Here is a 24,499-nt window from a genome sequence, read left to right on the forward strand (position 1 = left end):
CGACTATGTCCACCATCACGCTCATCGGAACCCGACTCGCCGAACCCGGTCAGGAGTTCGTGTATCAGGGAGAGGCAAGCGCCTGTGAGGGTTGTCCGTACAGAAGCCAGTGTCTCAATCTCTCCGAAGGGGTCAAGTACGAAGTCACCAGCGTCCGCAAGGGCGCACAGACGCTTCCGTGCGGTGTACACGACGATGGCGTCACCGCCGTCGAAATCGAACCCACGACAGTCCGAGCGAACGTCCCCGCGAAGAACGCTTATGCCGGAAGCAAGTCGAAACTCGAAGGGCCGTGTCCCCACGTCGATTGTCCGAGCCACGAGTTCTGCGAACCCGCCGGGGCCGACTTCGACGAGGAGTATCAGATCTCAAAAATCGTGGGAGACCCACCCCACGACTACTGCATGTTAGACCGTGACCTGACGCTGGTCGAGTTCGCCGAGAAAGAGGAGTAGTTAGTTCCCCAGGACTCCGACGTGTTCCGCCGTGTATCCGAAGATATCCTCGTAGCCGTAAGCCGACATCAACACCGGGATGAACGTCTCTTCCGCGACCAACTGTTTCCCGTCGGATGTGGCGAAGGGGTTGCCTTGCTCCACTGGCGCGAAGTTCTCGACCAGCACTTCGAACTCCACCCCGCCGTTTTTCAACACCGGTTGGTCCATTCGATACACCGAAACCTCGTCGCGCTCGCCTGCCTCGACTGGATTTTCGCCTTCCGGAAGCGAGAGCGCACCCGTCCCGGCGAGAAAGCCACGAATCAGGTCGTAGGCGTTCTCCGCCGCCTGGTCCGTCCCCTGTAACCCACACTCGACTTCGAGCGTGTGTGGGTGCGAGATGAGTTTTCCCTTTGTGAAGCGGTCGGTTTCGACCAGTTCCGAAACGGGAAGATACGGACAGATAGAGCGCGCAACGGCGTTTACCCTATCAACGAGTGCGAACGGGCGGGCGTATGACTGCGTCGAATGGAGCGAGAGGACGGTACAGTCCCGGAGTTCACCCAGCAGTTCGTGGGCCAACCGACGTTCGTACGTCTCGCCGTCCGGGTCGCCCGGAAACACGCGATTCAGATCCTCGTTGATATATCGTACGCCGCGCTCCAGCGCGGGTTCGTTCACGATAATACACTTCACTGGACGCTCGACGTACGGGTCTTCTCCCAACAACCGTTCGACGGCGCGCGGACCACACGGCTCGTCGCCGTGAATACCGGCGACGACGGCGACTTCCGGAGTTCCATCACCTAACTGCTCGACTCGCATTTATCGAAGGCAGGTATCGAAGCCTGAAAGCGCTTTACACTCGCACGCTCGCCAAAAAAGGTGACACGTTTGACAGACTGAACCAACTGGTGGAAACGGGGCGACTATGCGCCGTCGCTGTCGGAGTCGCCGTCACTCCAATCGCTGTTGTCGTCACCTTCTTTCGCGTCGTCGGTGCAGTCATCCCAGTTATCAGACTGGTCGGATTCGCTATCACCCGCGGAGTCGTCGGAGTTCTCCGAGTCGTCTCCGGTCATGTCGATGACTTCCGTATCCTCAGGGGCGTCAAGCGTGAACTTGTCCTCCGAAACGCAGTTGATCGAGATGTCCGAGAGGGTGGTGGTCGAACGCATGGTCTCTCCGTCCCACGAGGATTCCGAGACGATCTTCCGTGGGAGGTAGTTCTCCGCATCAAGGTAGACCATCGTCGTCGTGTTGTCCGCAGTCTCGCCGTGGTGTTCGAGAACGTGCGTCTCGTGTCCGTCTACGGTGGCTGTGCCCTCGTAGGTCGCATTGGCCTCCTCGAGTCCCGTGCCGAGGGTCTGGAGTAAGCTCATCTGGGAACTCTCTTCGGTCTGGTCGGACGAGTTCATCTTGTAGACCGTGTTCGAAGACGCGTTGTAGAGCGTGTACTTCGAACCGGTTCAAATCATGATGTTCCCATCCTGCGATTCTGGTTTCTGGTACTCGATGCGGTAATTACCGTCTTTCGCGTACCAGAGCGTTGCCTGTGACTCGGTTGATAGTTCGCCGGACTGTGATTGCGACGTTACCGTCGCCTTGAACGAGTCGATGTCTTTGTAGGATTCCGTCGCCTTCTGGACGACATCCTCCGCCGTTGTCCCCTTGAGCGCCAACGGTGTTCGTGACTACATCTAGTTCGTCAGAAACGCCCGATACTGCGCCATCTGTGTCGCGGACATGACTGTCGGTCGTTGCGAACGCAACGCCTACTCTGCGGTCAACAGGAACACAGTCATGAGGACGACACTTCGTCTTCCAAACGTCATTGAAACACCTTGGACACAGGCCGTGTCCATCCCAGTGTAAACTGATTAACTGGATAATGATTATTGGCAGAACATTTAAGTAATAATAGAAACATATATGAGTCCATTTAGATTGTATCGGCTAAAAACCGTCTTACCGCCGTAGGCAGTTTATTTCTAAATATTTCAAAATAATGGCCAGATTGTAGACAGTGAAGTGTGAAGGAGGAAGTCCCGACTGAAACGATACGCATCCACCGACAACGAAATTCAAACTAATACAGAGTTCAGTTTTTATTTTCGGAGTTATGGTCGTCTATCGCCGTGATGGCTATCCTTTCGTTGGTTGAACCGAGATGGCCGAAAAGGACGAAGGTCGATGCGGGACGTGCGCGAATCGGGGTCAACGAACGGGCGCGAGAAGTGCGGCCGGTCGTTTTCGAACTCCTGTTTAATCGAGCGCCTCCGCGTAGACGTAATCGTCCTCGCTCGCGGTAGGGTACGCTTCATCGAGCGGTATTTTCCACCCGTGCAGAACGGTCGGGTCAGACAGCGCGTTCGTCATCTTCGTCCGAACATCGGTTATATCGACGCCGTAGAAATCCCGGGGCACCCCGTGAAGATACTGGAGCGACGTTCGAAAGAGCGAGCGCATCCCGTCGTCGTCCTCGAAATCGAAGTGCTTGTACGCGCCCGCGGCGACCTGCACCATTCCGTGTAAAAACGCGCTCTCCGTACTGCCGCTTCCGTAGTTGTACCACTCGTCCTCGAAACAGTCGTGGCTCTCGTGAAACGCCCCGGCGTTGAACAGGCGAACGCCGTGCAGTACGGCCCGGCGAAGGGTTCCGTGTTCCCACTGGTTCCGTTCGGGAAGCCAACCTGTCGGAGTCAGGTCGGCAGATGGCGGGCCGACTGTCGGGTCGCGCGTGTGGTCGTCCATGAGTAAAGCGTCTCTCCGAACTGCCCTAACTCCCCCGGACTCTCGCCTACGCAGCGCCGACGTTCACCTCCGAGCGTTTCGCACGGTATCGATTAAAAAAGCGGAGACCGACGTAGACGGGGTCGGCCGTCTACACTGCTATCTTGCTGGGCGGCGCTCTCGCTACTTCGTAGTCGCCGCCTTCTCGTACTGCGATAACTGCCCATTCGTACTCTGGATCCGAGTCCCGCAACTGCCGACTAAGACGTGTTGCGTTCTCTTCCCACGTGACGAAACAGCGGAGTTCACCGCGTTTCGGCGCGCTCATAGAGTCCGCGTATGCTGTAACCCGTACTTCTCGCCACTTCCGTCTGGCCCGGAATTCGTCACCGTCATCAATGACCTCGTAACCGAGGTTGTTGAAAATCGACTTGGCCTCCTTCATGGGTGGTGTGCTAACAGGGGCCATCCGTTTGAAGATACCACACACCACCTAATAAATGTTCTTGCAGGCTCAAACGCACGTAGCTCGGTACGCGAAAAAATCGAAACGGCCGCCGAACGGGAACAAACGAACGGCTGTCAGGTAATTCACGTGACTAGCAGTCGGTGACTATCAGGTGAGTTGTACCCACGGATTCGCGTGCTGGGAAGGATACTCGGCCACATCGCCCTCGTCTCGGAGTTGCTTGAGTTGTCGTCGCCCATCGTCACGACTCATTCCACCGATACCGACGGCCGCGTCCAACAGCAGTTTCTCGGCGACGCCATCCGCCGTAATTTGCTCACGGGAATCGTCGTCCGATTCCATCGTATCCACGCCGATAACGCGGAGATACTCGCGCAGGTCTACGGTATCCCGAAGTGCTTCGTGCCAGTGGGCGGGGAAGACGCTGACTTGTCCGTCATCCAATTCGTACACGTTCTTCCCACCGTGCCACGAATCCGAGTCGGTCAGCACCTCCTCGAACGACGACGGAAAGGCGTCCATCCCGTACTCCAGTTCGTCCAGATAGGCGTCCAGCGTGTCGCGGGCGACACCCGGCCCGTTGTCTGCGTGTTGCAACTCGACCAATCGCACAGCATCGGGAAACAGCAGTGTCTCCATTCTGCTTTCCAGCTCCGCGACGAGCTCTGGGTCAGTTGATGCCATACCGGCGCTCGGGTCGGAACGTGCCTAAAAAGACTGCCCAACCTATTCGTGGGCCGCGTCCCACTCCGTCGCTTTCCGAAGATTACCACACTGATTGCATTCGATACGCCCCATCGAATCCATCGCGTTGTCCAGCGTCTCGCAGTTCCCGCAGAAGTAGCCGTACCGTCGTTCACCCTCGGGCGAGCGATAGACGACGAAAAACGGTCCGTTCGACCCGCGGGTTCCCTCCGAGCGACTGATGTAAACGGTTTCGCCGTCCGCTGTCGTCGTTTCGTCCATCGGAGTTCGATTATCGGGCCACCGATTTATGGGTGTCCATCGAAGGAGTCATGACCCACGGCCGAGATTCCTCGCCGATGGCGCTCCGTCTCCTCCACTATTCGGATCTCGAAAACGCCTACGACGACGCCGACCATATCGGCCGACTCGCGGGCTGTATCGACCGTCTTCGTGACGACGAAACGCTCGTCGTCGGAACCGGCGACAACACCGCTCCGGGTACCCTCTCGCTCGTGACGGAGGGTCGGCAGGCACTCGATTTCTTCGACGCCGTCGAACCCGATTTCGACACCTTCGGAAATCACGACTTCGATTACGGCGTCGAGCGTACCCGCGAACTGGTTCGAACATCGCCCCAGACGTGGCTTACGGCGAACATCCGTGAAAGCGGTGCCCGATTCGCCGTAGATGCTGGAACCGCCTCACATGTGATTCATGAACTCGGGGGGAAGCGAGTCGGAATCTTCGGCTTGACGACGCCAAAAACACCGGCACTGAATCCAAACGTGACTGGCCTTGACTTTCTCGACCCGCTCCAAACGGCCCGAACAGCCGTCTCCACACTCCGCGATTTGGATGCCGATTACATCGTTGCCCTCTCCCACCTCGGACAAGGTGACCGCGAACTCGCAACCGAACTCGATATCGACGTTATCCTCGGCGGCCACGTCCACTCCGAACGAGTCGAACAGATCGACGGTACGCTCGTGACCCGACCCGGTGTGAATGGTCGCGTCCTCCTCGAAATCGAACTCGGTTCCGAACTGACCGTCAGCCGCCACCGAATCGTGGACGCACCACGAGACAACGAGACCGCGGAAGCGATGCGATACATGATGCTGACGACGGGACTCGACACGACCGTCGGAACCGTCGAAACCGCAATCGAGCGCACCGAGGCGACGACGTTTCATGGCGAAAGCCGCATCGGAAACTTCGTCGCGGACGCCTATCGCTGGGCGACCGACGCGGACATCGGCCTCCAGAACAGCGGCGGTATCCGCGAAGGCGATTCGTTGGTCGGCGACGTGACCGTCGCCGACCTCGTGAACGTCATCCCGTTCCAGGAGAACGTCGCCGTCGCGGAACTCTCGGGTGCGGAACTGTTCGACGTGTTCCGACAAGCCCACGACGCCACCATCGGGTTCGGCGAGCCGGACTGGTGGCACGCACACATCAGCGGAGCGGAACTCGTCTGGAACCGAGCCGAACGGGATGTCGAATCGATCACCGTCGGTGGCGACACCGTCAGCGAAGACGCGACGTACACCGTCGCCACGACCGAGTATCTCCTGTACACTAACCAGGAGTTTCCCGCACTCCACGAGGAACACCGCGTCGAAACCGACGACGTACAATACGAGGTGTTGGTCGACTACGCCCGCGAGTTCGGCATCGACCCGGAGATCGAGGGGCGCATCACGCGTCAATAGCGTTCCGTCAATCATTTTCGACCTAACACGGAACGCATTTATCCATCATCACTTTCGGTCTACACATGCCAGGAGCACGTATCGATAGCGGCGAGCGGGTGACGCTCAGAACGCTCGAAAGCGAGGACATCCCATTCCTCCAGCGAGCGTATACGAACCCCGAAATTCGCTACCCGCTTGGCACGCCGCTCAAAAATCTGGATCAACTCGAAGAATGGAACGACGAGGGTACAGACCAGTTCCTCGTCTGTCTCGACGGGGACGACGCCGGCCCCGGTCAGCCGGGCGAGGAAGCGGTAAAGCCGATCGGTGTTGTCTCCGCCGAGGATGCCAGTTGGCGACGACCCGAACTCGTCTATTGGCTCGTTCCGGAGGTTCACGGCGACAGCTACGGTAACGAGGCTGTCTCTCTCGTTATCGATTACGTCTTCCGAGTCTACGATACGCCCGCCGTGGGCGCAGGGGCCTACGAGTTCAACGAGGCTTCCCGAGGCCTTTTGGAGTCACTCGGCTTCGCCGAAGAAGGACGCACTCACAAGAACATGTTCATCGACGGCGAGTACCGTGACACCGTCCAGTACTATCTGCTCCGCGAAGAGTGGCAAAGCGAATAGTAAGCTTCTCCCGCGGGCGAGTCATTCCACTCCACATGACTCGCGTCCTCGTTCCGGTTCGATATCCGCTGTCGGAACACTCTCGGCGGACACTCTCCGAAGCAATCCGCATCGCCGAGGAGCGTGACGCAGACCTCACTATCCTCCACGTCAACCTCTATCATCGCGGAAGTGAAACGACGCGCACCGACCTGAAACGAACGGTCGAAAAAGCGTTTGGCCGCCTCATGAACGCGCGCTACGTCGTCAGAAACGGCTTTCTGGTCGAGGAGACGATTCTCGAAGAAGTCGCCGCAACTCGGGCCGACGTAGTCGTTATCGGTCGGAAACAGATGGGTCGGTGGCGACGTGCGATTCGCCGACTGGTAGACGACCCGAACATCGAGACGTTTCTCAGCGAGAAAATAGACTGCGAACTGATTACGGTCGGCTGACGGTCATCGAACGCTCGATTACCGCTCGTCGAACTCGACCGGACGGGGGGCTTGCTCGGGTTCGACCGACACTCGTGCAGTGCCGCTCGTATCGTCGAACACCAGGTGTGAATGTGGATAGGCCATCTCCACGTCCGCGCCCTCTATTTCCGCCCAGATTCGTTCCAGAATTTTCGACTGCACTCGGCGCATGTAATACGGGTCTTTTACCCAGTAGCGCAGTTCCAACAGGACGCCATGGTCGGCATACTCCCGGATTTGTGCCACCGGGTCGCTCGGGTATCGAGCACTCCCGATTCGAATGTCGGGCCCCCCTGCGACGACTTCCGGTGTCTCGCGTGCGGACCGTTCCATGATCGCTCGCGCTTCTTCCAGGTCGCCTTCGTACGTGACCAGCAGTTGGAGCGACAGTCGAGAGCGCGTATCCTCTGCGGAATAATTGATTACGTCCCGTTCGCGCATCGTCGCGTTCGGGATGACGAGAAACGTGTTTTCGAGCGTGAAGACCTTCGTGTATCGCAGCGTCATATCTTCAACGTATCCCCTCGTGCCGCCGTTCGGCGAGCCGTTGTCGACCAGTTCTATCAGGTCGCCGATTTCGTAGGGTTGGTCGGCCAACACGAACAGTCCGTTGATAACGCTCCCGACGATGGGTGCGAGAACGAGACCAACCACGGCGGAAAACACGGTCACCGACACGAAGATGTTCGAGGTTCCCAAGCCGAGTTGCGCCGCCGCGGAGGCGGCGGCGACGAAGATGATGAATCCACGTACGCCGCGCAAAATCGTCTTCGTAACGCTGGGTCTTTGGAACCGGCGAGCGACCTGCCGTCCGATGAGGCTGACGACCAACTGCGAGACGTACCAGCCGAGGAGGATGTACAGAACCGCAAGAACGACTTCCGTGATGATAACGGGGTCGTTCGAACCCCGTCCCAGCACCTGCCAACCGCCGACTTCTCCAAACCACTGGAGTACACCTTCGATTCGGTTTTCGAGCGTCGGCATGCGTCGTGCCTCTCACCGGGGGAAGTAAAACCCCCCTATTTCGGCGTCTGACGTATCGTCGTGACGATGCAAGCGCGAGTGAGAGACCGACAGGAGTACGAACTAAGCCACCGCGCGTCGAACAGGTTGTATGTCCCAGGAATCACACCAACCTCGCGTGTCGTTCGAAATCAGTTCCCACGTGGAACCCGATGACGTCCTCCTCGCCGGAATCTCCGAGTTCGGTCTCGCCGGACTGACCGCGGTCGAATATCTCGTCGACCACCTCGACCTCGAAAAGACGGGCCACATCACCGCCGAGCAACTGCCCACCATCACGCCGTTCGAAAACGGCCAGCCGCGCCACCACACGAGACTGTTTTCCCGGCCCGACCTCGACGTGACCATCCTCGTCGGCGAACTGTTCGTTCCGGTGTGGGCCGCAGGCTCGTTCGCCAACGCCATTCTCGATTGGACGGGAGAAAACGGCGTCGAGGAAATCGCCGTCCTCTCGGGCGTACCGGTACCACACGGGCCGGAAGAACACCACGTGTTCTACATCGCGACGGAGGATTACCAAAAAAAACGACTCGGTAACACCGACATTCCGGGAATGGGACGAGGATTCCTAGATGGTGTGAACGCGACCCTCATCGGGCGGGGTATCGACTCACAGCTCGAAACCGGGGTGTTCGTCACGCCGGTTCACGCCCAGACGCCCGATGTGGAGGCCGCCCTGCGCCTCACCGAGAGCATCGCCGATGTGTACAATCTGTCGGTCGATACCGCGCCACTCGAATCATTCGCCGAAGAGGTCAGTGAGTACTACACTGAACTCGCCGGTCGCGTCGAATCGGCCCGCGAATCCGAACGACCGGACGACAGGATGTACATGTAGACCCACCTTTTGCTGCGGTCGGGAGCCAAAACCAGTGCCGTGCGGCGCTGGTTTTGGACTGTCTCCCTGGCAAAATCTGGATCAAAAGTGCTCGTCGCTCCCGTTGGTCGCTCCTCGGCCCGATCTCTCCGTCGTTGCACACCCCATTCACGGTGAACTGCTGACCGCAGGCGGTTGTGTAGTTTGTCGACTCCTGGCGGTTGTGTAGATCGAGTTTGTCGAGATTGTGTCATCGATCTATCGCTCACGTTACTCGCTATCCGCGCCAGCGACCGAAGGAAGCGATAGGTAGGTTAGCTTTTCACCGAAACCAGTCCACTCACCGCGAGCGAAGCGAGCGGGCCAAGCGACGACTAACGGGAGGAGCGCCGTGCTTTTGGTCCAAATTTTTATCGAGAGTCGCGCGGTTGCGACCCTCGCAATAAAAAGGTGGTACTATAGGCCTCCGTTGATTTGCTCTGGGTAATGGCCTCCGACGACCTCTATCTGACGCTCGAACGAGTCGGAGAACGGTTCAATCTCGGGGAGTACGAAATCGACGCCTATCTCACGGTGCTCGAACACGGACGACTGACTGCGAGTCAAATCGCGGACCACACTGACATTCCGCAACCGCGGGTGTACGACACCGTCCGAAGCCTGAGCGATCGGGGACTGGTCGAACTTCGTGAATCACGACCGATGAAAGTCATCGCAATCGACCCCGAAGAGGCGTTCTCCGACGTGCAATCGTCGCTCAGCGACATGATAACCGACCTCGAAGCGCGCTACACCGCGCCGACGCGGGACACCGAAGCCGTTTCCCTCGTCAAATCGCGCTCGACAATCCTGCGCTATCTCGAAGACGTTATCGAAAACGCGGAGTACGAACTCGCGCTGTCGCTGACGCCCGACCTCCTCGTCCGATTCGAAGACGACCTCGCGGACGCAATCGAATCCGGAGTGAGCGTCGAACTCCTCGTCACACCTGCCTCGGAAGCACCCGAGCCGGAGGAGTTCGATTACGAATCCGTGGCGACCACGGCCCGCGCTCGGCGCGGCATCACCACGCCCGTCATCGCGGTGGCAGACGGCGAATATTCGATGTACGCCACGCAGGATGCACTGCGCGACGACCGCGACCGCTACGGCGTCATCTTCAACCGCTCGGCGCTTGGCTTTCTCGTCTCCGGCTTCTTCGGCACCGTCCTCTGGACGACTGCGGAGCGAACCCTCTCGCCCGACGGGGACGGCAGAACGTTCCCCCGGCGATACGCCTCGATTCGGCGCTGTGTGAAAGAGATCCAGGGAATGGAGGGCAATTTCTATGCGACTATCAAGGGTCGCGATATCGAGAGCGGCAATGAACGCGTCATTCGCGGGAAAGTCGTTGGCTTCTCCTTCGAAGGTGGCGAACGCGTCGCCGGAATGTCGGTCGAAACCGAGAACGGCGTCGTCACGGTCGGTGGACAGGTCGCCGCGCTCGAAGACATCGAGGCGCACGAGATTCGAATCGGCACCGACGAACCACCCGCCTACGAGCGATAGTTGAATACGGCGACGTATTTTAGAACGTAAAGACGTACTGACGACAGGCAGGACACGAAAGCACTTCGTCGGGAGGCGAAAGGGGACTAGTGCCACTACCACAACACCGACTGGCGGTCGTTTCTTCGAGCGGTTCGTCGCAGTCCGGACAGTCATGGAGGAATGCTCGCAGTGCTGACGCCGACTGCGTGCGAACGTCCCGTTCGATACCGTACTCGACCAATACACGTACCCCCGCAACCTCGGCGATTGCGACCGGACGCGGAAGCCACTGTTCAGATTCGGGGCCGCCCGCCGAAATCACGACCCAGTCACCGTCTTCGACCAGTTCTACGTCCGCGGCGTCGGGAGCGATTTTTCGAACCGCCTTTCCGAGGTTGCCATCTCTCACCCGTTCAATCTCCGTCCGCCATTCGGCGCGAAACGGCTCGTCCAAATGGAGCGTCTCCCCGACGGTGTGGATGACACCAGCATCGAGGAGTGCTTCTACCGCATGCTCGCCCGACACGCCGTCGGAATCGCTCGCGAGCGACCCGGTTTCCGTCGGTTGCCGCTTCGGTCGGACGGAATCGGGCAGGAGGGAGTCACGTAACCGAGGTGCGATTCGGGGGGTTCCCGGAATGAAGTAACCACGGAGAGCGATGGCGGTGCCACCGGCGAATCCGAGCGATGAGGCGGCCGCGAGTCGGCGAGTACGTTTTATTGGAAGTACTGTCACCCCCGCGCACGCGAGAAGGAGAAGAAGGGTGTTCAGCGCTGTGCAGGGCCAACATCGATTTTCACCCGTGTACTCCGGTTTTCGGAGTCGTTCCAGCATTGGAAAGTGGTTGGTGGGCGACTCGTTTCAGTGTTCGGGCGACTAGATGTCGGATTGGTCGGATATTTTTGGCACGTTGTCGATACCACGTCAACGAAGTCGGCAATACGGCACCCGATTGTAGTCGCTCTGCTGGTCATTTCTGTCGCCATGCTGGTAGCAATTCACGGTTCGAAAAAAACCGCTTCCGCGACCGCAGGTTTACGGTTTCACCGTTCGTTATCGAGGTCGCAGTGCGACCTCGCAGGCTACGCCCCCAAAACCAGAAAAAACGCCGCTTTCGATGGTTTCTGTGCTGTTCTCCGAAATCTACCCAACGTCGCCGTTGCCCACAACGCTATACATGAGCCAGCAGTAATCATGTAGCGAACCATGACGGAGATGCAGTACACGAAACTCGGCGGTACCGGCCTCGAAGTCTCACGCCTCTGTCTCGGCTGTATGAACTTTGGGAGCGCTCAGCCGTGGATGATGAACGACGAGGAAGCGAGTCTCGAACTGCTCGACGACGCATTGGAGATGGGCATCAACTTCCTCGACACGGCAAACGTCTATTCGCGGGGGGAGAGCGAGGAAATCGTCGGAAAAGCTATCGAGGGGCGAAACCGCGACGAACTCGTCATCGCGACGAAGGTGTTCGGGAAGATGGGCGACTATCCGAACGGGCAGGGACTCTCCCGAAAACACATCCTCGACCAAGCGGAGGCCAGTATCGACCGACTCGGGACGGAGTACATCGACCTCTATCAAATTCATCGCTGGGACGACGAGACGCCGATTGAGGAAACGCTGTCGGCGCTCGATTATCTCGTGGAGACGGGGCGGGTTCGCTACATCGGCGCGAGTTCGATGGCGGCGTGGGAGTTCACGAAGGCCCTCTATGAGAGCGATATCCGCGATTACGAGCGGTTTACGTGCATGCAACCGGAGTACAACCTCGTCGACCGCCACGAAGAGGAAAACGTTCTGCCCGTCTGCGAGTCGGAAGGGGTCGGCGTCATCCCGTGGTCACCGCTCGCGGGCGGGTTCCTGACGGGTAAGTACGACCGCGGTGAGGAACCGACCGAAGGAAGAGCGACGGATGACGACCACACTCAAGCGCGATTCACCGACGAGAACTGGGCCGTGCTGGACGAGGCACGTGCCATCGCCGAGGAAAAGGATGTGACGCCCGCACAACTTAGTTTAGCGTGGCTTCTCCACAAACCGGTGGTCGATTCGCCGATCGTCGGTCCGCGAACCATCGACCATCTGGAGGAGAACGTCGCATCGCTCGACGTAACGCTGACCGACGAAGAGTTGGAGCGTCTCGAATCACCGAAATCGCCGGTCTGGTCGCGGGACATCGCTGGAATCTAACTTCTTACCCCGGTCGATACACGAAGAGAGGGGGTCGCGTTTCCAAAATGTGAAAATAGCGAGGTACTTTTTCCTGCATCCGTCGGATAAATTGTATCGCAATCGGCCATAAATCGTTTTACCTACCCAATACTCGATTCGCACGAAAGTGATATTTCGTGGCTAGAAAATACAACAACGCTCGTAGTCAATCGCACCAAAGTTATAAATGGAGTCCTTCCGTTCTACAAAACTATGGTGGGTGTTAGCGAGCGTGATGACGGTCGTCGGCGGGACGGTGTTTCACGACGGAAGTTCGTGAAGGCCGTCGGTGCGTCCGGTGCTGCTGCTGGTCTCGCTGGCTGTACCAGTCGAGGACAAAGCGGCAATCCCAACGTCATACAGTGGGCGGCCGACGACGACGTCAGAACCAACAAAGACGCGATAGAGAATGCACTCCACGAGGCTGGGCTTGACGAAAAGATCAAACTCGAAGTCCTCGCGGGGAACGAACAAACCGGTGCCCGGCAGTCACAGTACCAACGATGGCTGTCCGCGAACCTTTCCGAACCCGACCTCCTCCTCGTCGACAGCGGATGGGCGATTCCGTTCATCGCACGACGCCAACTGCTCAACCTGAGCGAGCATATGTCAAAGGGGGCGCTCAACAAGGTCAACAACGACTACTTCCAAGGAAGCGTCATCACCGGCAAATCGGACGACGGTGACCTCTACGCGATTCCGCTGTTCTCCGACTTCGGAACGATACAGTATCGTAAGGATTTGGTCAAACAGTCGGGATTCAGCCCGGATAAGGAAAACTGGGCGACCGAAGGAATCTCGTGGAAGAAGTTCTCGAAGGTTACCAAGAAAGTAAAAGAGGACAACAACAACATCAACTACGGGTTTACCTTCCAAGCGAGCGCCTACGAGGGACTCTCCTGTTGTGACTTCAACGAGTTCATCAGCAGTTGGGGCGGCACGTATTTCGGGAGTGTCGATAACCTCCTCGGCCCGGTCGGAAACCGACCGGTTACCTTGGATTCGAAGAACGTCCTTGATTCGGTACGAATGATTCGGACGTTCATCCACGGTAACAGCGCCCCGAACACGTTGAACGATTACGAGGGCAACATCGCACCGCGAGCGGTTCTGAGTTGGACGGAGGAAACCTCGCGTGCGCCGTTTAGCAATGGAAACGCGGTCATGCACCGTAACTGGCCGTACTCCATCAACATCAACGGTGCGCCGAAAAAGGACGGTGGGTTCGGAAAAGACCTCGGTGTGATGCCGATACCGTACGGCGTCAAAAAGAGCCAGGCCAAACAGGGTCTCGGTGGCGTCGCATCGGCACTCGGCGGCTGGAACGTCGCCGTCAATCCGAACTCCAACAAGCGAGACAAGGCAGTGCAAGTCCTCGAAGCGATGACGACGGAGAGCTTCAAACTCAAGCTGTTCGAAATCATCGGGTGGATTCCGCCGGAGCCGAAACTCCTCGAAACCAAGCGGGCGCGGAACATTCCGATCATGGGCCGATACGTCGATACCCTGAAAGTCGCGGGGCAGAACGCCCTCCCGCGTCCCGTTTCGGTCGTCTGGCCGCAGGAATCCGGGAAAATATCGCAGAGCGTTTTCGCAGCATACGCGGGCCAACAAAGCCCACAGCAAGCGATGTCAACGTTGAACAGCCAGATCACAGAGATCGAGGAGTACAACAAGTAGAGGTGGACAAGAATGTCAACCGAACAAGCGACGGATTCACGACGAAAAGAAAAGTCAGGGGCGTACGCTGGCGCGGTTCGCTGGATAGAAAACCTGAGCGAGACCCAGTTTGCGTACTTGCTGTTGACGCCCGCCCTGTTGTTGCTCAGTGTCATCGCGTTCTGGCCACTCATCAGTACGTTCGAGATGTCACTTCGGGCAGACAGCCTCCGCGGTGGGTCACAGGTCGGCGGGTTCGTTGGTCTGCAGAACTACGTTGCCCTGCTGACCGGCGAACTGGACACCGTGGCACTGCCACAACCGTTCATCGACTTCAGCCAGCCGTTTAAGAGCGCGCTCATCGTGACGTTCATCTTCACGATAGTCAGCGTCGCCATCGAGACGGTCATCGGCTTTGGACAGGCACTCGTTCTCGACCAAGACTTCCGTGGTCGGCGCTGGGTGCGCGTGGCAATCATCATCCCGTGGGCGGTTCCCATCGTCATCCAGGGAATGATCTTCTACCTGATGTTCCAGCCGGGCATCGGGTTCGGCGCGAGCCTCACCCAGATGATCGGGTTGACCAATACGCCGCTGTCCAACAGCAGTTCCGCGCTCGGCATCATCATCATCGCCGACATCTGGAAGACGACGGCGTTCATGGCCCTGCTCATCCTCGCGGGACTCCAGAGCATCGACCGGAGTCTCTACGACGTGGCGAAAGTCGCAGGTGCGTCGAAATGGCAACAGTTCCGGATGATTACCCTCCCGCTCGTGCTTCCGACGGTGCTCGTCGCGCTGCTGTTCCGTACCATCGCGGCGATGCGGATTTTCGGTCTCATCGAAACCGTTTCCGGGTGTACGACGGTTCCATCGCTGTCCTGTCTGGTCGTTACGACGTTCAGTACGCGGCGATACGGTACCGCGGCGGCAGTCGCGTTCGTCACGGCGGCAATCATCGGAATCGTCGTGTCGGTGTATATCGTGAAGTTCCGCGATTCACAGGGGGGATTCTAAATGGCGGAAGCAGAACAAACGCAGACTGACGGACGAACACAGGCGGACACCACGCAAGGGCCGTTCCAGCGCTGGGTTCAGGGGTCGATTCAAAACCCTGAACGAACGTATCAAGCCATGTTCTACGTGGTGACCATCTTCTTCCTGTTCACCACGCTGTTCCCGTTCTACTGGCTCCTCGTCCTGGCACTGACGCCGCGAGAAGCCATCGTGAACGTCTGGTTCATCCCGAAGGGATTCAACCCCGGCGTGTTCATCGAGATATTCGAGCAGTTACCGTTCCATATCTTCATGTTCAACAGCTTCGTGCTCGCGCTCATCACGACTGCAGTCGTGTTGGTGTTGGCGAGCCTCGCAGGCTACGTCTTCGGCCGGTTGTCGTTCCCGGGACGAGGTGCGCTGATGTTGCTCATCCTCGCCATCTCGTACTTCCCGCCGGCGGCGTTCCTGCTCCCGCTGTTCCGACTGTTCACGGGTAACGTCGAGATACTCGGCATCAGCAGTCCGATGCTGTACAACACGCCGGGCGCGATGGTGCTGCCGTTCAGCGCGCTGTTCATGCCGCTCTCGATATTCATCCTGACGACGTTCTACGGCCAGATTCCGGACGGCCTGGAGGACGCCGCACGAATCGAGGGAACGACGCGACTCGGCGCGCTGTTCCGAGTCATCATCCCGCTGTCGGCACCGGGCGTGGCGACGGCAGGGGTGTTAACGTTTATCTCGGTGTACAACGAGTTCTTCTTCTCGTTCCTGATGACGAACGGGAAACCGGAGAACTGGGCTCCACTGTTGTGGGGTATCCTTGGCTACCAGGGTCAGTACGCCGAGTTCTACAACTTGATGGCGGCGGCGAGCATCGTGGGCGTCCTGCCCATCGCCATCCTCGTCGTCATCGCACAGGAAAAAATCGTCAGCGGACTCACCGCTGGCGCGCTGAAGGAGTGATACACAATGGGTGAAGTCAACTTAGAACACGTTTCGAAACGGTACGACGATGTAACGGCAGTCGACGACATGAACCTCGAAATCGAGGACGGCGAGTTCGTCACGCTCGTCGGTCCGTCGGGGTGTGGGAAGTCCACGACCCTCGAAACCATCGCAGGACTTACGATGCCCACGGAGGGGAAGATATCCATCGCGGACCGAGAGGTCACCAATCTCCCACCGAAAGACCGCGGCATCGCGATGGTGTTCCAGAACATCGCGCTGTTCCCGCACATGGACGTGTACGACAACATCAGCTTCGGCCTGCGACTCCGGAACTACGAGAAAGAAGAAGTCGACCGCCGCGTCGAAGACGCGGCGGAAATCGTCCAACTCGAAGGGATGCTCGACCGGATGCCGGACGAAATGTCCGGCGGTCAGCGCCAGCGTGTCGCCATCGCCCGCGCAATCGTGCGCGAACCGGAAGTGTTCCTGATGGACGAACCGCTGGCGAACCTCGACGCTAAACTGCGCGTCCACATGCGCACCGAACTCCAGCGACTCCACAAGGAGCTCGATGCGACCATCATCTACGTTACGCACGACCAGGCAGAGGCGATGACCATGTCCGACCGCGTGGCGGTCATCAACAAGGGTGAACTCCAGCAGTTCGCACCACCACTCGAATGTTACAACGAGCCGAAAAACCTGTTCGTCGCAGGGTTCATGGGCTCGCCGAGCATGAACTTCGTAGAGGGCGTCGTCGATTCGAACGGACTAGAGACGCCGGATTACCACGTCGAGTTCGATACGGGGCAACTCAACGGTATTTCGGTGGACGACAGGTTGACCATGGGTGTCCGTCCCGAGGACGTGTATCTCGTTGATGATGCCGACAACGTGGCAAACCCGACACATCGTATCAACGCCCGAACCGACGTGCTCGAACCGATGGGTGATGAAATCTTCGTCTACATCCTTACGGGCGAAGGCTCGGCGGCGGGCATGGACGCGGAAGCGGACGACTCCCACCAACTGTTGATGAGCGTCAACCCGGACAAGGACATCGACATCGACCAGGACGTGGAAGTCGTCCTCGACCGGGAGCGGATTCATCTCTTCGATACTGAAACCGGCGACGCGATCGCGCACGGATTGGAGTTCGCGTCCGTCGAAACCGGCCCCACCGGCACCGAAGCGGAGGGGGACGACTAAGATGGCAGTGGAGTTCGGATTGCTGTATTTCGGGGCGGGAACGCTCTTGTTTTTCTTCTGGGCGTACGGTATCGTGTCGTTTGTCCTTGACCTGAAGAAAAAAATCATTCCAGGCATCCGAACGCTGCTCGAAAATCGACGAGCGAAGAAAGCGGAGGAAGAGCGGGAACGTGAACGCGACGATAAAAAACAGCAGTTGTACTGACGTGATTCCCTGCGACTCCCAACGGTCTGTCCTCCTGTTGTCAGGTTGTCGAGACGAAAGTACCAACGCCCCCCCACAGAGCGATAGAAAGGAAAAGAATAACACCGTCTCACAGGTGAGCCGTAAGTATGAGTGCCAGTGAGCCGGTTCGAGTTGGGTTCGTCGGTCTCGGAAATATTGGACATTATCATGCTGATAGAATCACTGATTTACGCCACGAAATCGTCGGCGGCGTCGATATAAACCCCGACGCTCGAGCGCGATTTGCCGAGAAATACGACACCCGCTCGTTCGAGAGCTACGAAGAGTTGTACGAATCGGATATCGACTGTGTCATCGTGACGACGCCGAACAAATTCCACGAGGAGTACGCCGTCGCCGCGCTCGACGTGGGACTCGATGTCCTTCTCGAAAAGCCGCTCGCGCACACGTTGGAGAGTGCGGAGCGAATCGCGGAGGCGGCCCGGAACGCCGAGGGCTTCTGTATGGTCGGCTTCCACAACCGCTTTCGCAACCCAGTCGAGGTCATCAAGGGCTACCAGGACGAGGGACGGTTCGGCGAGACACGCCACGTCGAAGCGAACTACATCCGACGCCGCGGGATTCCGGGTCGTGGTTCGTGGTTCACGAACCGCGACGTGGCCGGTGGCGGCGCGCTCATCGACATCGGCGTGCACGCCATCGACCTCGCGCTCCACCTTCAGGACTTCCCGGACGTGAAGGAGGTCAGCGGCGAAGTCCGCTCGCAGTTCGGAGGCCGGGAGGATTATACCTACCTCGAGATGTGGGGTGACGACACCGAATCCGGCGCATTTACCGTCGATGACTCGGTGAGCGCGTTCATTCGCTGTGCCAACGGAAAGACCATCTCGCTCGAAGTCGCGTGGGCCGCAAACCGCGAATCGAGTGAGAAATATCACGTTCGCGGAACGAACGCGGGTGCGAGTTTCGACAAGAGCGACGACTCACTCAACATCTACGAGACGAGCATGGTAGGTGCAGACCACTTTTCAGACACCAGCGTCAGAACGCGACAGGAAGACGCCCACAAAGCGGAACAGCGCGTCTTCTTCGAAGCGGTTCGGGACGACGTTGCACCGAAGATGAACACGGTCGAACAGGCGCTGACGGTACAGCGCGTCATCGACGCCGTCTATCGTTCCTCGGACAAAGACGCGGCAGTGCAGTTGGAGTAAGTTATAGCAACCACCGAATCCATTTTCCGTGCTGTTCGTAGGCCGCCAGTCGCCGGTATTCATCGCCGTCGAACCAGTTGAGTTCGAAGGCGTTGTCCCACTCGTCCGTGGCTTCGTGGCCCGATAGCCAGTGGAGTCGTCGGTCTTCTGCGGAGGATTCGATTTGCGCTCGGAGGCGGTTTTGTGCCGGGTCGGGGAGTTGATAGCGCATCTGTGTGTCGAAAACACAGACGGGCACGTCCGCCGGAATTTCCCCGAGCACGCTGGGGAGAGACTCGATTGCGTCACCCTGTCGAAGTTCGGGCGGGTGCTGCTGTGCGGCATTGGCGGCCCGTCGAAGCAGGCGGTGACGGTCTTGGTGTTCCGGCCAGATGAGTGCACGAAGCCAGCGCACGTCTTTCTCGTCACGAACGTCGAGTGGATTCAGGTCGATGCCGACGCGGGAGGCGATGGGCGGGAAGTCGTCTGAAACGGGCGGTGTCCGGTTGCCCCGAACTTCCGCGTCGAGGACGCACTCGCCCGTTCCGAATCGTCCCACGTTGCCATACTCGTAGACGTACTGATTCCAGCAGAGGTTGAGGCCGCCGCTCGGGCCGAGTTCGACCAGCGCGAGTGGTTCACCGCCAACTTCATGGGAAACGTGGGAAAACGCCGGGAACAGTGCGATACACCGCCGAACTGCGTTCGTCTGTGTTCTGCGATTTCGGAGGAAGGGAAGGAGTTCAGTTTCGTATTCGACACAGAACTCGCGGAATGCGGGAAACGGATTACCCGTTTTCGGGTCGTCCGAGACGGTCGGATAGTAGTCGGCCAGCGGATGGTCTGCGCCGCCAAGCAGGTGCCAGTGAACCGCCCCGAGCAGGATGTTTGGCGTTCCGCGCTTCGGCGGGATTTCCTCGGCGAGGGCCAGCAACTCCGGGTCGTCTGCAACACCTCGTGTGATCTGCTCGTACAAGCGCGACGTTCCAACGCACCAGTCCGCGAACCACTCGAACTGTTCGGCGAGAGCCATATTCGGAGAATGGAAGAGGGCGGGCGTAAGCGTTGCCACCGAAGTTTTATTCCCGACCGAAGTAATGGTTCATGCTATGGACATCGGCGTTCACACTCCGCCGCTGTACGGTGAATCGCTCGACGACGCGCTCGCGTATCTCGATGATATCGGCGTGGACGCTATCGAACCCGGCGTCGGCGGCTATCCCGGCGACACCCACCTCCCGCGTGACGAGTATCTGGACGATGACGACGCACAGGAGGACTTGCACTCGTTGCTGTCCGAATACGACATGCACATCAGCGCGCTGGCGACGCACAACAACCCGCTCCATCCGGACGACGAGCAGGCCGAGACAGCCGACACCGAACTCCGCGAGGCCATTCGACTGGCCGACCAGCTCGACGTGAACACGGTCACCTGCTTCTCGGGACTCCCCGCTGGCGGCCCGAACGACGAGGTGCCGAACTGGATTACTGCGCCATGGCCGTCGGAACACGACGAGGCGCTCACGTACCAGTGGGAAGAGGTTGCCATACCGTACTGGCGCGATTTGGCGGAGCATGCCGCAGACCACGGCGTGAATGTCGCAATCGAGATGCACCCGAACATGCTCATACACGAACCTGCCGGAATGCTCGAGCTCCGGAATTCGACTAACGAGCGAATCGGGACTAACTTCGACCCCAGCCACCTCTACTGGCAGGCAATCGACGTAGTAGAAGCTATTCGCTTCCTCGGCGAGCACGACGCCATTCACCACTTCCACGCGAAGGATACGAAGGTGTACGAATCGCAAGCCCGATACAAAGGCGTTCTCGACACGACGCCCTACGACGAGGAAGCGAACCGCTCGTGGCTGTTCCGCTCCGTCGGCTACGGCCATGGCGAAGAGCACTGGAAGGATATCGTCAGTGCGCTTCGGATGATAGAGTACGACGGCACCCTCTCCATCGAGCACGAGGATTCGTTGACCAGTTCGAAAGAGGGACTGGAAAAGGCGGTCGAACTGCTGAACCGCGCCGTGTTCCGAACCGAACCCGGCGAAGCCTACTGGGCTGAATAAGTCGTTACAGATCGGCGAGCATCGCTTCGGGATAGACCGTCTCGCCACCGTCCGAAAAGTCGGTCGGTTGTTTCCAGAAGCAGTCTATTTCTTCGTCGTGCTCGGCTTCGTAACCCGAAAACTCGTCCCGTTCGTAGGGCCACGACTCCACGATTTCAGCCTCGTAGACCCGCCAGATTTCGTGGTGGCGCTCACCTTCACTCGTGAACTCGTCTTCGTACGTTTCGTAATAGGCGACGTTTTCCAGCGAAACGCCTAATTCCTCGTCAAATTCGCGCCGGAGCGCGTCCTCGCTGTGTTCGCCGAACTCGACACCGCCGCCAAGCGGGTAGTAAAACGGTTCGTCTGCTCCCAGTTTCGTCCCGCGTGCGACGAGTAGTTCGTCGTCGCGTCGGACGAGTCCTCTGGCGGAGACGCGGATGTGATTTTCGGACATGGAGGTTGTGAGACGTGAGAATATTCACGATTGTATCAAGTAGGTTGCGGTAGATTGGAGTCGGCACCATCTACTCTCCGCTGTCGTTTTTCACCGGAGCCATCAAACACTAAGCCCCCTCGTAAAGAAACGCCAAACCAGCTATGACTCTGAAAGTCGGTGTCCTCGGCTATCGATTCATGGGAAAAGCTCACGCGAACGCACTCGCTCGCCTGCCGATGTTCTTCCCGGACGCGCCGGACGTGGAACGTCACGTCCTCGTCGGACGCGACGAGGAGGCGCTCGAAGACGCGGCAGATCGCCTCGGATTCCAGAATACGAGCACGGACTGGGAGAACGTCATCGACGACGTGGACGTGTTCTACAACCTCGGGCCGAACTTCGTCCACGCTGACCCCTCCATCGCGGTGCTCGAAGCGGGCGTCCCCGTTCTCTGTGAAAAACCGCTCGCGGCCTCCCTCGACGACGCGGAACGGATGGCCGACGCCGCGGCATCGGCAGGCGTGCCGACCGCGACGGCGTTCAACTACCGGTTCATCCCGGCCATCCAGTACGCGAAGCGACTCATCGAGGACGGCGAACTTGGCGAAATTCATCAATTTCGCGGACGCTACCTCCAAGACTGGCTGGTTGACCCCGATGCGCCGTGGTCGTGGCGTAACGACGAGGAACTGGCGGGAAGCGGTGCGCTCGGCGACCTGGGCGCACACACCATCGACCTCGCGCAATTCCTCGTGGGCGGCGTAGAGCGCGTGTCGGGCCATCTCCAAACCTTCGTGGACGAACGGCCAGTGGAAGGTGAGGACGAGACCAAGCCAGTCACGGTGGACGACGCCTACTCCGCACAGGCCGAACTGGAAGGCGGCGTGATGGGTTCCTTCGAAGCCTCGCGGTTCGCCACGGGGCACAAAAACGACCACTCCATCGAGATTCACGGCTCCGAAGGAAGCCTGAAGTTTTCGCTCGAGCGCCTCAACGAACTAGAGGTTCTGCGCGACGACGACCGCGGCTACGAGACGATTCTCGTCACCGACGAGGACGACCCCTACATCGACCACTGGTGGCCGCCGGGCCACGTCATCGGCTGGGAGCACACGTTCGTTCACGAGAACTACGAGTTCCTCTCCGCCGTGGAAAATAGGGAGGAGTACCATCCGAACTTCGCGGATGGGTTGGCGGTTCAGCAAGTGCTGGACGCAATCGATCGAAGCGACGAGAGCGGCGAGTGGGTTAGTGTAGAATAGTCCGTTCGACGTTTCAGTACTCCCACATCCCCTCATCCGTCACGACGGAGTCGAGGAGGTTCGTGGGGGTCGCGTCGTAGGCCGGATTTTCCACGGCAAACCCTTCCGCTGGTTCCCGAATCACTTCGCTTGCGGAGCGAAAGTCGTTCTCGAAGCGGAACGCCTCGCCGACGATTTTCGCGCTCGAACCGATGGTCGTCACCGGAACGTCCACCTCGTTTGCGGTGGCGACGAGCGGGAAAGTGCCGACGCGGTTGTAGAGAGTTTCGTCTACGATACAATCCATTCCGGTGAACACGCGGTCGCACTCCGGCAAGTAGTGACCAGCGGCACTGTCGATGATGAGCGTCGCGTCTACCTGATCGATTTCACCGAGAACGCGAGCGGTCTTCCGACCGAGGTAGCGCGGGCGGGCCTCCAGCACGTACACCTCGAAATAGGTACCTTCCGCGACGGCGTTTTCCACTGCTTCGAGCACCGTCGAGGAGTAGTCGTGGGTCATGAAGGTCATCCCGTCTTCGAACAGCGGGGCGGCGTTTTCGGCGGCGCGTCGCTTGGCAGTGATGACCTGTTCGACCACGCTCTCTATCGCTTGTTCCGTCTGCGTTTTCGCCTGCTCGACCGACTCGCTTTCGGTGTCGGTTACCATCTTCACGATCGCTCGCTGCGTCGTGACGAGCGAAGCGTGTGACGGGTTCGCACGTCGGAGTGCGTTGCTGTTGTGGTCGAGTGCTCGCTCGAACTCTTCGACCGTCTCGAAATCGCGGTCGAGGAGGTCTTCCAACGCGCGGGCGGCCTTGACCGCGACGGTCGAGGAGCTGTGTGTTTGCATCTCCTGAATCTCCTCGACTGTCTCGTCTATCATGCGCTAACGGAGTTCGTCAGGCTACAAGATTGTTCTGGGTTTGCGTCTCGCACCGGGGGATTCGACACACAATTTACGTCCATCCGACGCCAACCCACATACATGACCGTCCCCGTGCGGTACTACTGCCCCCACTGCGGCGCCATCGCAACATTGGAACGCGACGCCAACCTCGCCGACAAGTCGGTGACGGCCGACCCGCTCGATGGGTGGGAGTACGCAAACGCCTACGACGAGTTCGAAAACGCCGACGGCGTCGAAATCGTCTGTGGAGCGAGCGAGACCGAAAACGACGGCTGTGGCGAACTGTACTACCTTAATTTCGTGAAGTTCGAGGACGGCGAGGAACTCGACCCGCACGTTCCCCTTCGACCAGAAGACGCGCCGAACTTCGATTTCAGAACGTGAGAGGCTAGCGCACTCGAAGCCAAAATCCGCCATTCGTACGTTTCGCCACCGACACCGTACTCATCCTCGAATCGATAGCGACCCGCGGGGAAACACGACTCGTTTTCGGCGTAATTGAGAATCGACCACTCTACTACCGCCCTGTCACCGGGGTCGAACGTTCGGCGTTCGGTCACACCTCGTCTGTCGAGCGTTTCGGCTTGCCAGCAGCCACTATCTCTATCGGAGGAACTGGCTTCGTACTGGAGGACGAGTCTCGACCCGTTTTCCCGACGCCGACCGTATCCGCGAACGGGCAGGGGTAGCCGAACCGAAACGTCCGCGCGTCGTCGGCAGTACATTCGAACGCCACCCGGATTTTTGTCGGATGTGTCTCGGTAACTTCCCTGACGAGGTTCGTGTCGAGCGCCGCTGGCAACCAATCGGGAATCGAATCCGGTTCGATGGTAAAGCGCGGACGCTTCGATGAAAAACCAAGGATGCTCCCGATACGGCCTGCGGTCGCGCTCGTCCCCATTGCGCCAAGCAACGCTCGTCGTCGCATACGTTTCCTTCGTCGCAATAGGTATCAA

The 24,499-nt window shown here is 58.8% G+C and carries 29 protein-coding genes; 16 read left to right on the top strand and 13 right to left on the bottom strand.

Features of this window, described 5'->3' with window-relative positions; genetic code table 11:
- The first annotated feature begins 5 nt into the window (after nt 1-5).
- Nucleotides 6-455 carry a UPF0179 family protein gene (locus ACN2TU_RS08160; protein ID WP_435154542.1) on the top strand — a complete coding sequence of 150 codons (450 nt, stop codon included), beginning with the start codon at nt 6-8 and terminating at the stop codon, nt 453-455.
- Here ACN2TU_RS08160 and ACN2TU_RS08165 read toward each other — a convergent pair whose 3' ends face one another.
- The 7 genes from ACN2TU_RS08165 to ACN2TU_RS08195 form a co-directional block, all read right to left on the bottom strand.
- Nucleotides 456-1,262, bottom strand: a complete 807-nt coding sequence (locus ACN2TU_RS08165) for a M14 family metallopeptidase (protein WP_435154544.1) — start codon at nt 1,260-1,262, stop codon at nt 456-458.
- A 104-nt stretch (nt 1,263-1,366) separates the two neighbouring features.
- Entirely contained in the window at nt 1,367-1,855 is a 489-nt protein-coding gene (locus ACN2TU_RS08170) for a DUF2092 domain-containing protein (protein ID WP_435154546.1), read from the bottom strand.
- Between the two features lie 51 nt (nt 1,856-1,906).
- Nucleotides 1,907-2,119 carry a LolA family protein gene (locus ACN2TU_RS08175; protein WP_435154547.1) on the bottom strand — a complete coding sequence of 71 codons (213 nt, stop codon included), beginning with the start codon at nt 2,117-2,119 and terminating at the stop codon, nt 1,907-1,909.
- Nucleotides 2,120-2,702: 583 nt separating this feature from the next.
- The gene (locus ACN2TU_RS08180) at nt 2,703-3,191 is read right to left on the bottom strand and encodes a DUF309 domain-containing protein (protein ID WP_435154549.1); all 489 of its coding nucleotides are present in this window, start codon (nt 3,189-3,191) and stop codon (nt 2,703-2,705) included.
- 130 nt (nt 3,192-3,321) lie between these two features.
- A complete protein-coding gene (locus tag ACN2TU_RS08185; RefSeq protein ID WP_435154551.1) occupies nt 3,322-3,639 on the bottom strand; it encodes a DUF7116 family protein in 318 nt (105 codons plus the stop codon).
- 147 nt (nt 3,640-3,786) lie between these two features.
- On the bottom strand, nt 3,787-4,323 hold the full coding sequence (locus ACN2TU_RS08190; RefSeq protein ID WP_435154552.1) for a hypothetical protein: 537 nt from the start codon (nt 4,321-4,323) through the stop codon (nt 3,787-3,789).
- A 42-nt stretch (nt 4,324-4,365) separates the two neighbouring features.
- Nucleotides 4,366-4,605: a DUF5816 domain-containing protein gene (locus ACN2TU_RS08195; protein ID WP_435154554.1), complete on the bottom strand. Its 240-nt coding sequence runs from the start codon at nt 4,603-4,605 to the stop codon at nt 4,366-4,368.
- Between the two features lie 50 nt (nt 4,606-4,655).
- On the opposite strand from ACN2TU_RS08195, the gene ACN2TU_RS08200 reads away from it, so the two are divergent.
- From ACN2TU_RS08200 to ACN2TU_RS08210, 3 genes are all read left to right on the top strand, one after another.
- On the top strand, nt 4,656-6,038 hold the full coding sequence (locus ACN2TU_RS08200) for a bifunctional metallophosphatase/5'-nucleotidase (RefSeq protein WP_435154556.1): 1,383 nt from the start codon (nt 4,656-4,658) through the stop codon (nt 6,036-6,038).
- A gap of 65 nt (nt 6,039-6,103) precedes the next feature.
- Complete coding sequence (locus tag ACN2TU_RS08205; RefSeq protein ID WP_435154558.1) at nt 6,104-6,652, top strand: GNAT family N-acetyltransferase; 549 nt, start codon at nt 6,104-6,106, stop codon at nt 6,650-6,652.
- 35 nt (nt 6,653-6,687) lie between these two features.
- Nucleotides 6,688-7,086, top strand: coding sequence for a universal stress protein (locus tag ACN2TU_RS08210; RefSeq protein WP_435154559.1), 399 nt, complete (start codon nt 6,688-6,690; stop codon nt 7,084-7,086).
- A gap of 18 nt (nt 7,087-7,104) precedes the next feature.
- Here the strand turns inward: ACN2TU_RS08210 and ACN2TU_RS08215 are convergent, their stop codons facing one another.
- Nucleotides 7,105-8,094 carry a mechanosensitive ion channel family protein gene (locus tag ACN2TU_RS08215; protein WP_435154561.1) on the bottom strand — a complete coding sequence of 330 codons (990 nt, stop codon included), beginning with the start codon at nt 8,092-8,094 and terminating at the stop codon, nt 7,105-7,107.
- A gap of 130 nt (nt 8,095-8,224) precedes the next feature.
- On the opposite strand from ACN2TU_RS08215, the gene ACN2TU_RS08220 reads away from it, so the two are divergent.
- Together ACN2TU_RS08220 and trmB are read left to right on the top strand one after the other, a co-directional pair.
- On the top strand, nt 8,225-8,971 hold the full coding sequence (locus ACN2TU_RS08220; protein WP_435154563.1) for a proteasome assembly chaperone family protein: 747 nt from the start codon (nt 8,225-8,227) through the stop codon (nt 8,969-8,971).
- A gap of 465 nt (nt 8,972-9,436) precedes the next feature.
- On the top strand, nt 9,437-10,498 hold the full coding sequence (gene trmB, locus ACN2TU_RS08225; RefSeq protein ID WP_435154564.1) for an HTH-type sugar sensing transcriptional regulator TrmB: 1,062 nt from the start codon (nt 9,437-9,439) through the stop codon (nt 10,496-10,498).
- Nucleotides 10,499-10,517: 19 nt separating this feature from the next.
- On the opposite strand, the gene ACN2TU_RS08230 is transcribed toward trmB, so the two are convergent.
- Complete coding sequence (locus tag ACN2TU_RS08230) at nt 10,518-11,315, bottom strand: DUF8054 domain-containing protein (RefSeq protein WP_435154566.1); 798 nt, start codon at nt 11,313-11,315, stop codon at nt 10,518-10,520.
- Between the two features lie 372 nt (nt 11,316-11,687).
- On the opposite strand from ACN2TU_RS08230, the gene ACN2TU_RS08235 reads away from it, so the two are divergent.
- The 7 genes from ACN2TU_RS08235 to ACN2TU_RS08265 all read left to right on the top strand — a co-directional run bounded on the left by ACN2TU_RS08235 (nt 11,688) and on the right by ACN2TU_RS08265 (nt 18,914).
- Nucleotides 11,688-12,674: an aldo/keto reductase gene (locus ACN2TU_RS08235; RefSeq protein ID WP_435154567.1), complete on the top strand. Its 987-nt coding sequence runs from the start codon at nt 11,688-11,690 to the stop codon at nt 12,672-12,674.
- 234 nt (nt 12,675-12,908) lie between these two features.
- The gene (locus tag ACN2TU_RS08240) at nt 12,909-14,375 is read left to right on the top strand and encodes an extracellular solute-binding protein (protein WP_435154568.1); all 1,467 of its coding nucleotides are present in this window, start codon (nt 12,909-12,911) and stop codon (nt 14,373-14,375) included.
- 12 nt (nt 14,376-14,387) lie between these two features.
- Nucleotides 14,388-15,371 carry a carbohydrate ABC transporter permease gene (locus ACN2TU_RS08245; protein ID WP_435154570.1) on the top strand — a complete coding sequence of 328 codons (984 nt, stop codon included), beginning with the start codon at nt 14,388-14,390 and terminating at the stop codon, nt 15,369-15,371.
- Nucleotides 15,372-16,319, top strand: coding sequence for a carbohydrate ABC transporter permease (locus ACN2TU_RS08250; RefSeq protein ID WP_435154571.1), 948 nt, complete (start codon nt 15,372-15,374; stop codon nt 16,317-16,319).
- 6 nt (nt 16,320-16,325) lie between these two features.
- On the top strand, nt 16,326-17,513 hold the full coding sequence (locus ACN2TU_RS08255) for an ABC transporter ATP-binding protein (RefSeq protein WP_435154572.1): 1,188 nt from the start codon (nt 16,326-16,328) through the stop codon (nt 17,511-17,513).
- 1 nt (nt 17,514) lies between these two features.
- Entirely contained in the window at nt 17,515-17,718 is a 204-nt protein-coding gene (locus ACN2TU_RS08260; protein ID WP_435154573.1) for a DUF8005 family protein, read from the top strand.
- 128 nt (nt 17,719-17,846) lie between these two features.
- The gene (locus tag ACN2TU_RS08265; RefSeq protein ID WP_435154575.1) at nt 17,847-18,914 is read left to right on the top strand and encodes a Gfo/Idh/MocA family protein; all 1,068 of its coding nucleotides are present in this window, start codon (nt 17,847-17,849) and stop codon (nt 18,912-18,914) included.
- A gap of 1 nt (nt 18,915) precedes the next feature.
- Here ACN2TU_RS08265 and ACN2TU_RS08270 read toward each other — a convergent pair whose 3' ends face one another.
- Nucleotides 18,916-19,926, bottom strand: coding sequence for a DUF2332 domain-containing protein (locus tag ACN2TU_RS08270; protein WP_435154577.1), 1,011 nt, complete (start codon nt 19,924-19,926; stop codon nt 18,916-18,918).
- Between the two features lie 76 nt (nt 19,927-20,002).
- On the opposite strand from ACN2TU_RS08270, the gene ACN2TU_RS08275 reads away from it, so the two are divergent.
- Nucleotides 20,003-20,974 carry a sugar phosphate isomerase/epimerase family protein gene (locus ACN2TU_RS08275; RefSeq protein ID WP_435154579.1) on the top strand — a complete coding sequence of 324 codons (972 nt, stop codon included), beginning with the start codon at nt 20,003-20,005 and terminating at the stop codon, nt 20,972-20,974.
- Between the two features lie 4 nt (nt 20,975-20,978).
- On the opposite strand, the gene ACN2TU_RS08280 is transcribed toward ACN2TU_RS08275, so the two are convergent.
- Complete coding sequence (locus ACN2TU_RS08280; RefSeq protein WP_435154580.1) at nt 20,979-21,410, bottom strand: NUDIX hydrolase; 432 nt, start codon at nt 21,408-21,410, stop codon at nt 20,979-20,981.
- A gap of 143 nt (nt 21,411-21,553) precedes the next feature.
- Here ACN2TU_RS08280 and ACN2TU_RS08285 point away from each other — a divergent pair, with 143 nt between their 5' ends.
- A complete protein-coding gene (locus ACN2TU_RS08285; protein WP_435154581.1) occupies nt 21,554-22,654 on the top strand; it encodes a Gfo/Idh/MocA family protein in 1,101 nt (366 codons plus the stop codon).
- A 13-nt stretch (nt 22,655-22,667) separates the two neighbouring features.
- On the opposite strand, the gene ACN2TU_RS08290 is transcribed toward ACN2TU_RS08285, so the two are convergent.
- Nucleotides 22,668-23,519 carry an eIF2B alpha/beta/delta subunit family protein gene (locus ACN2TU_RS08290; RefSeq protein WP_435154582.1) on the bottom strand — a complete coding sequence of 284 codons (852 nt, stop codon included), beginning with the start codon at nt 23,517-23,519 and terminating at the stop codon, nt 22,668-22,670.
- A gap of 102 nt (nt 23,520-23,621) precedes the next feature.
- Between ACN2TU_RS08290 and ACN2TU_RS08295 the strand changes: the two genes are divergently transcribed.
- The gene (locus ACN2TU_RS08295; protein WP_435154583.1) at nt 23,622-23,927 is read left to right on the top strand and encodes a DUF7969 family protein; all 306 of its coding nucleotides are present in this window, start codon (nt 23,622-23,624) and stop codon (nt 23,925-23,927) included.
- Nucleotides 23,928-24,099: 172 nt separating this feature from the next.
- On the opposite strand, the gene ACN2TU_RS08300 is transcribed toward ACN2TU_RS08295, so the two are convergent.
- Nucleotides 24,100-24,471 (bottom strand): hypothetical protein, encoded by a 372-nt coding sequence (locus tag ACN2TU_RS08300; protein WP_435154585.1) that lies wholly within the window; start codon nt 24,469-24,471, stop codon nt 24,100-24,102.
- Nucleotides 24,472-24,499: the final 28 nt, after the last annotated feature.

The organism is Haladaptatus marinus, assembly GCF_051194195.1.

Coding starts and splice junctions, on each gene's coding strand:
- ACN2TU_RS08160 (WP_435154542.1), top strand. CDS start 6: ATGTCCACCATCACGCTCATCGGAACCCGACTCGCCGAACCCGGTCAG.
- ACN2TU_RS08165 (WP_435154544.1), bottom strand. CDS start 1,262: ATGCGAGTCGAGCAGTTAGGTGATGGAACTCCGGAAGTCGCCGTCGTC.
- ACN2TU_RS08170 (WP_435154546.1), bottom strand. CDS start 1,855: ATGAACTCGTCCGACCAGACCGAAGAGAGTTCCCAGATGAGCTTACTC.
- ACN2TU_RS08180 (WP_435154549.1), bottom strand. CDS start 3,191: ATGGACGACCACACGCGCGACCCGACAGTCGGCCCGCCATCTGCCGAC.
- ACN2TU_RS08185 (WP_435154551.1), bottom strand. CDS start 3,639: ATGGCCCCTGTTAGCACACCACCCATGAAGGAGGCCAAGTCGATTTTC.
- ACN2TU_RS08190 (WP_435154552.1), bottom strand. CDS start 4,323: ATGGCATCAACTGACCCAGAGCTCGTCGCGGAGCTGGAAAGCAGAATG.
- ACN2TU_RS08195 (WP_435154554.1), bottom strand. CDS start 4,605: ATGGACGAAACGACGACAGCGGACGGCGAAACCGTTTACATCAGTCGC.
- ACN2TU_RS08200 (WP_435154556.1), top strand. CDS start 4,656: ATGACCCACGGCCGAGATTCCTCGCCGATGGCGCTCCGTCTCCTCCAC.
- ACN2TU_RS08205 (WP_435154558.1), top strand. CDS start 6,104: ATGCCAGGAGCACGTATCGATAGCGGCGAGCGGGTGACGCTCAGAACG.
- ACN2TU_RS08210 (WP_435154559.1), top strand. CDS start 6,688: ATGACTCGCGTCCTCGTTCCGGTTCGATATCCGCTGTCGGAACACTCT.
- ACN2TU_RS08215 (WP_435154561.1), bottom strand. CDS start 8,094: ATGCCGACGCTCGAAAACCGAATCGAAGGTGTACTCCAGTGGTTTGGA.
- ACN2TU_RS08220 (WP_435154563.1), top strand. CDS start 8,225: ATGTCCCAGGAATCACACCAACCTCGCGTGTCGTTCGAAATCAGTTCC.
- trmB (WP_435154564.1), top strand. CDS start 9,437: ATGGCCTCCGACGACCTCTATCTGACGCTCGAACGAGTCGGAGAACGG.
- ACN2TU_RS08230 (WP_435154566.1), bottom strand. CDS start 11,315: ATGCTGGAACGACTCCGAAAACCGGAGTACACGGGTGAAAATCGATGT.
- ACN2TU_RS08235 (WP_435154567.1), top strand. CDS start 11,688: ATGACGGAGATGCAGTACACGAAACTCGGCGGTACCGGCCTCGAAGTC.
- ACN2TU_RS08240 (WP_435154568.1), top strand. CDS start 12,909: ATGGTGGGTGTTAGCGAGCGTGATGACGGTCGTCGGCGGGACGGTGTT.
- ACN2TU_RS08245 (WP_435154570.1), top strand. CDS start 14,388: ATGTCAACCGAACAAGCGACGGATTCACGACGAAAAGAAAAGTCAGGG.
- ACN2TU_RS08250 (WP_435154571.1), top strand. CDS start 15,372: ATGGCGGAAGCAGAACAAACGCAGACTGACGGACGAACACAGGCGGAC.
- ACN2TU_RS08255 (WP_435154572.1), top strand. CDS start 16,326: ATGGGTGAAGTCAACTTAGAACACGTTTCGAAACGGTACGACGATGTA.
- ACN2TU_RS08260 (WP_435154573.1), top strand. CDS start 17,515: ATGGCAGTGGAGTTCGGATTGCTGTATTTCGGGGCGGGAACGCTCTTG.
- ACN2TU_RS08265 (WP_435154575.1), top strand. CDS start 17,847: ATGAGTGCCAGTGAGCCGGTTCGAGTTGGGTTCGTCGGTCTCGGAAAT.
- ACN2TU_RS08270 (WP_435154577.1), bottom strand. CDS start 19,926: ATGGCTCTCGCCGAACAGTTCGAGTGGTTCGCGGACTGGTGCGTTGGA.
- ACN2TU_RS08275 (WP_435154579.1), top strand. CDS start 20,003: ATGGACATCGGCGTTCACACTCCGCCGCTGTACGGTGAATCGCTCGAC.
- ACN2TU_RS08280 (WP_435154580.1), bottom strand. CDS start 21,410: ATGTCCGAAAATCACATCCGCGTCTCCGCCAGAGGACTCGTCCGACGC.
- ACN2TU_RS08285 (WP_435154581.1), top strand. CDS start 21,554: ATGACTCTGAAAGTCGGTGTCCTCGGCTATCGATTCATGGGAAAAGCT.
- ACN2TU_RS08290 (WP_435154582.1), bottom strand. CDS start 23,519: ATGATAGACGAGACAGTCGAGGAGATTCAGGAGATGCAAACACACAGC.
- ACN2TU_RS08295 (WP_435154583.1), top strand. CDS start 23,622: ATGACCGTCCCCGTGCGGTACTACTGCCCCCACTGCGGCGCCATCGCA.
- ACN2TU_RS08300 (WP_435154585.1), bottom strand. CDS start 24,471: ATGCGACGACGAGCGTTGCTTGGCGCAATGGGGACGAGCGCGACCGCA.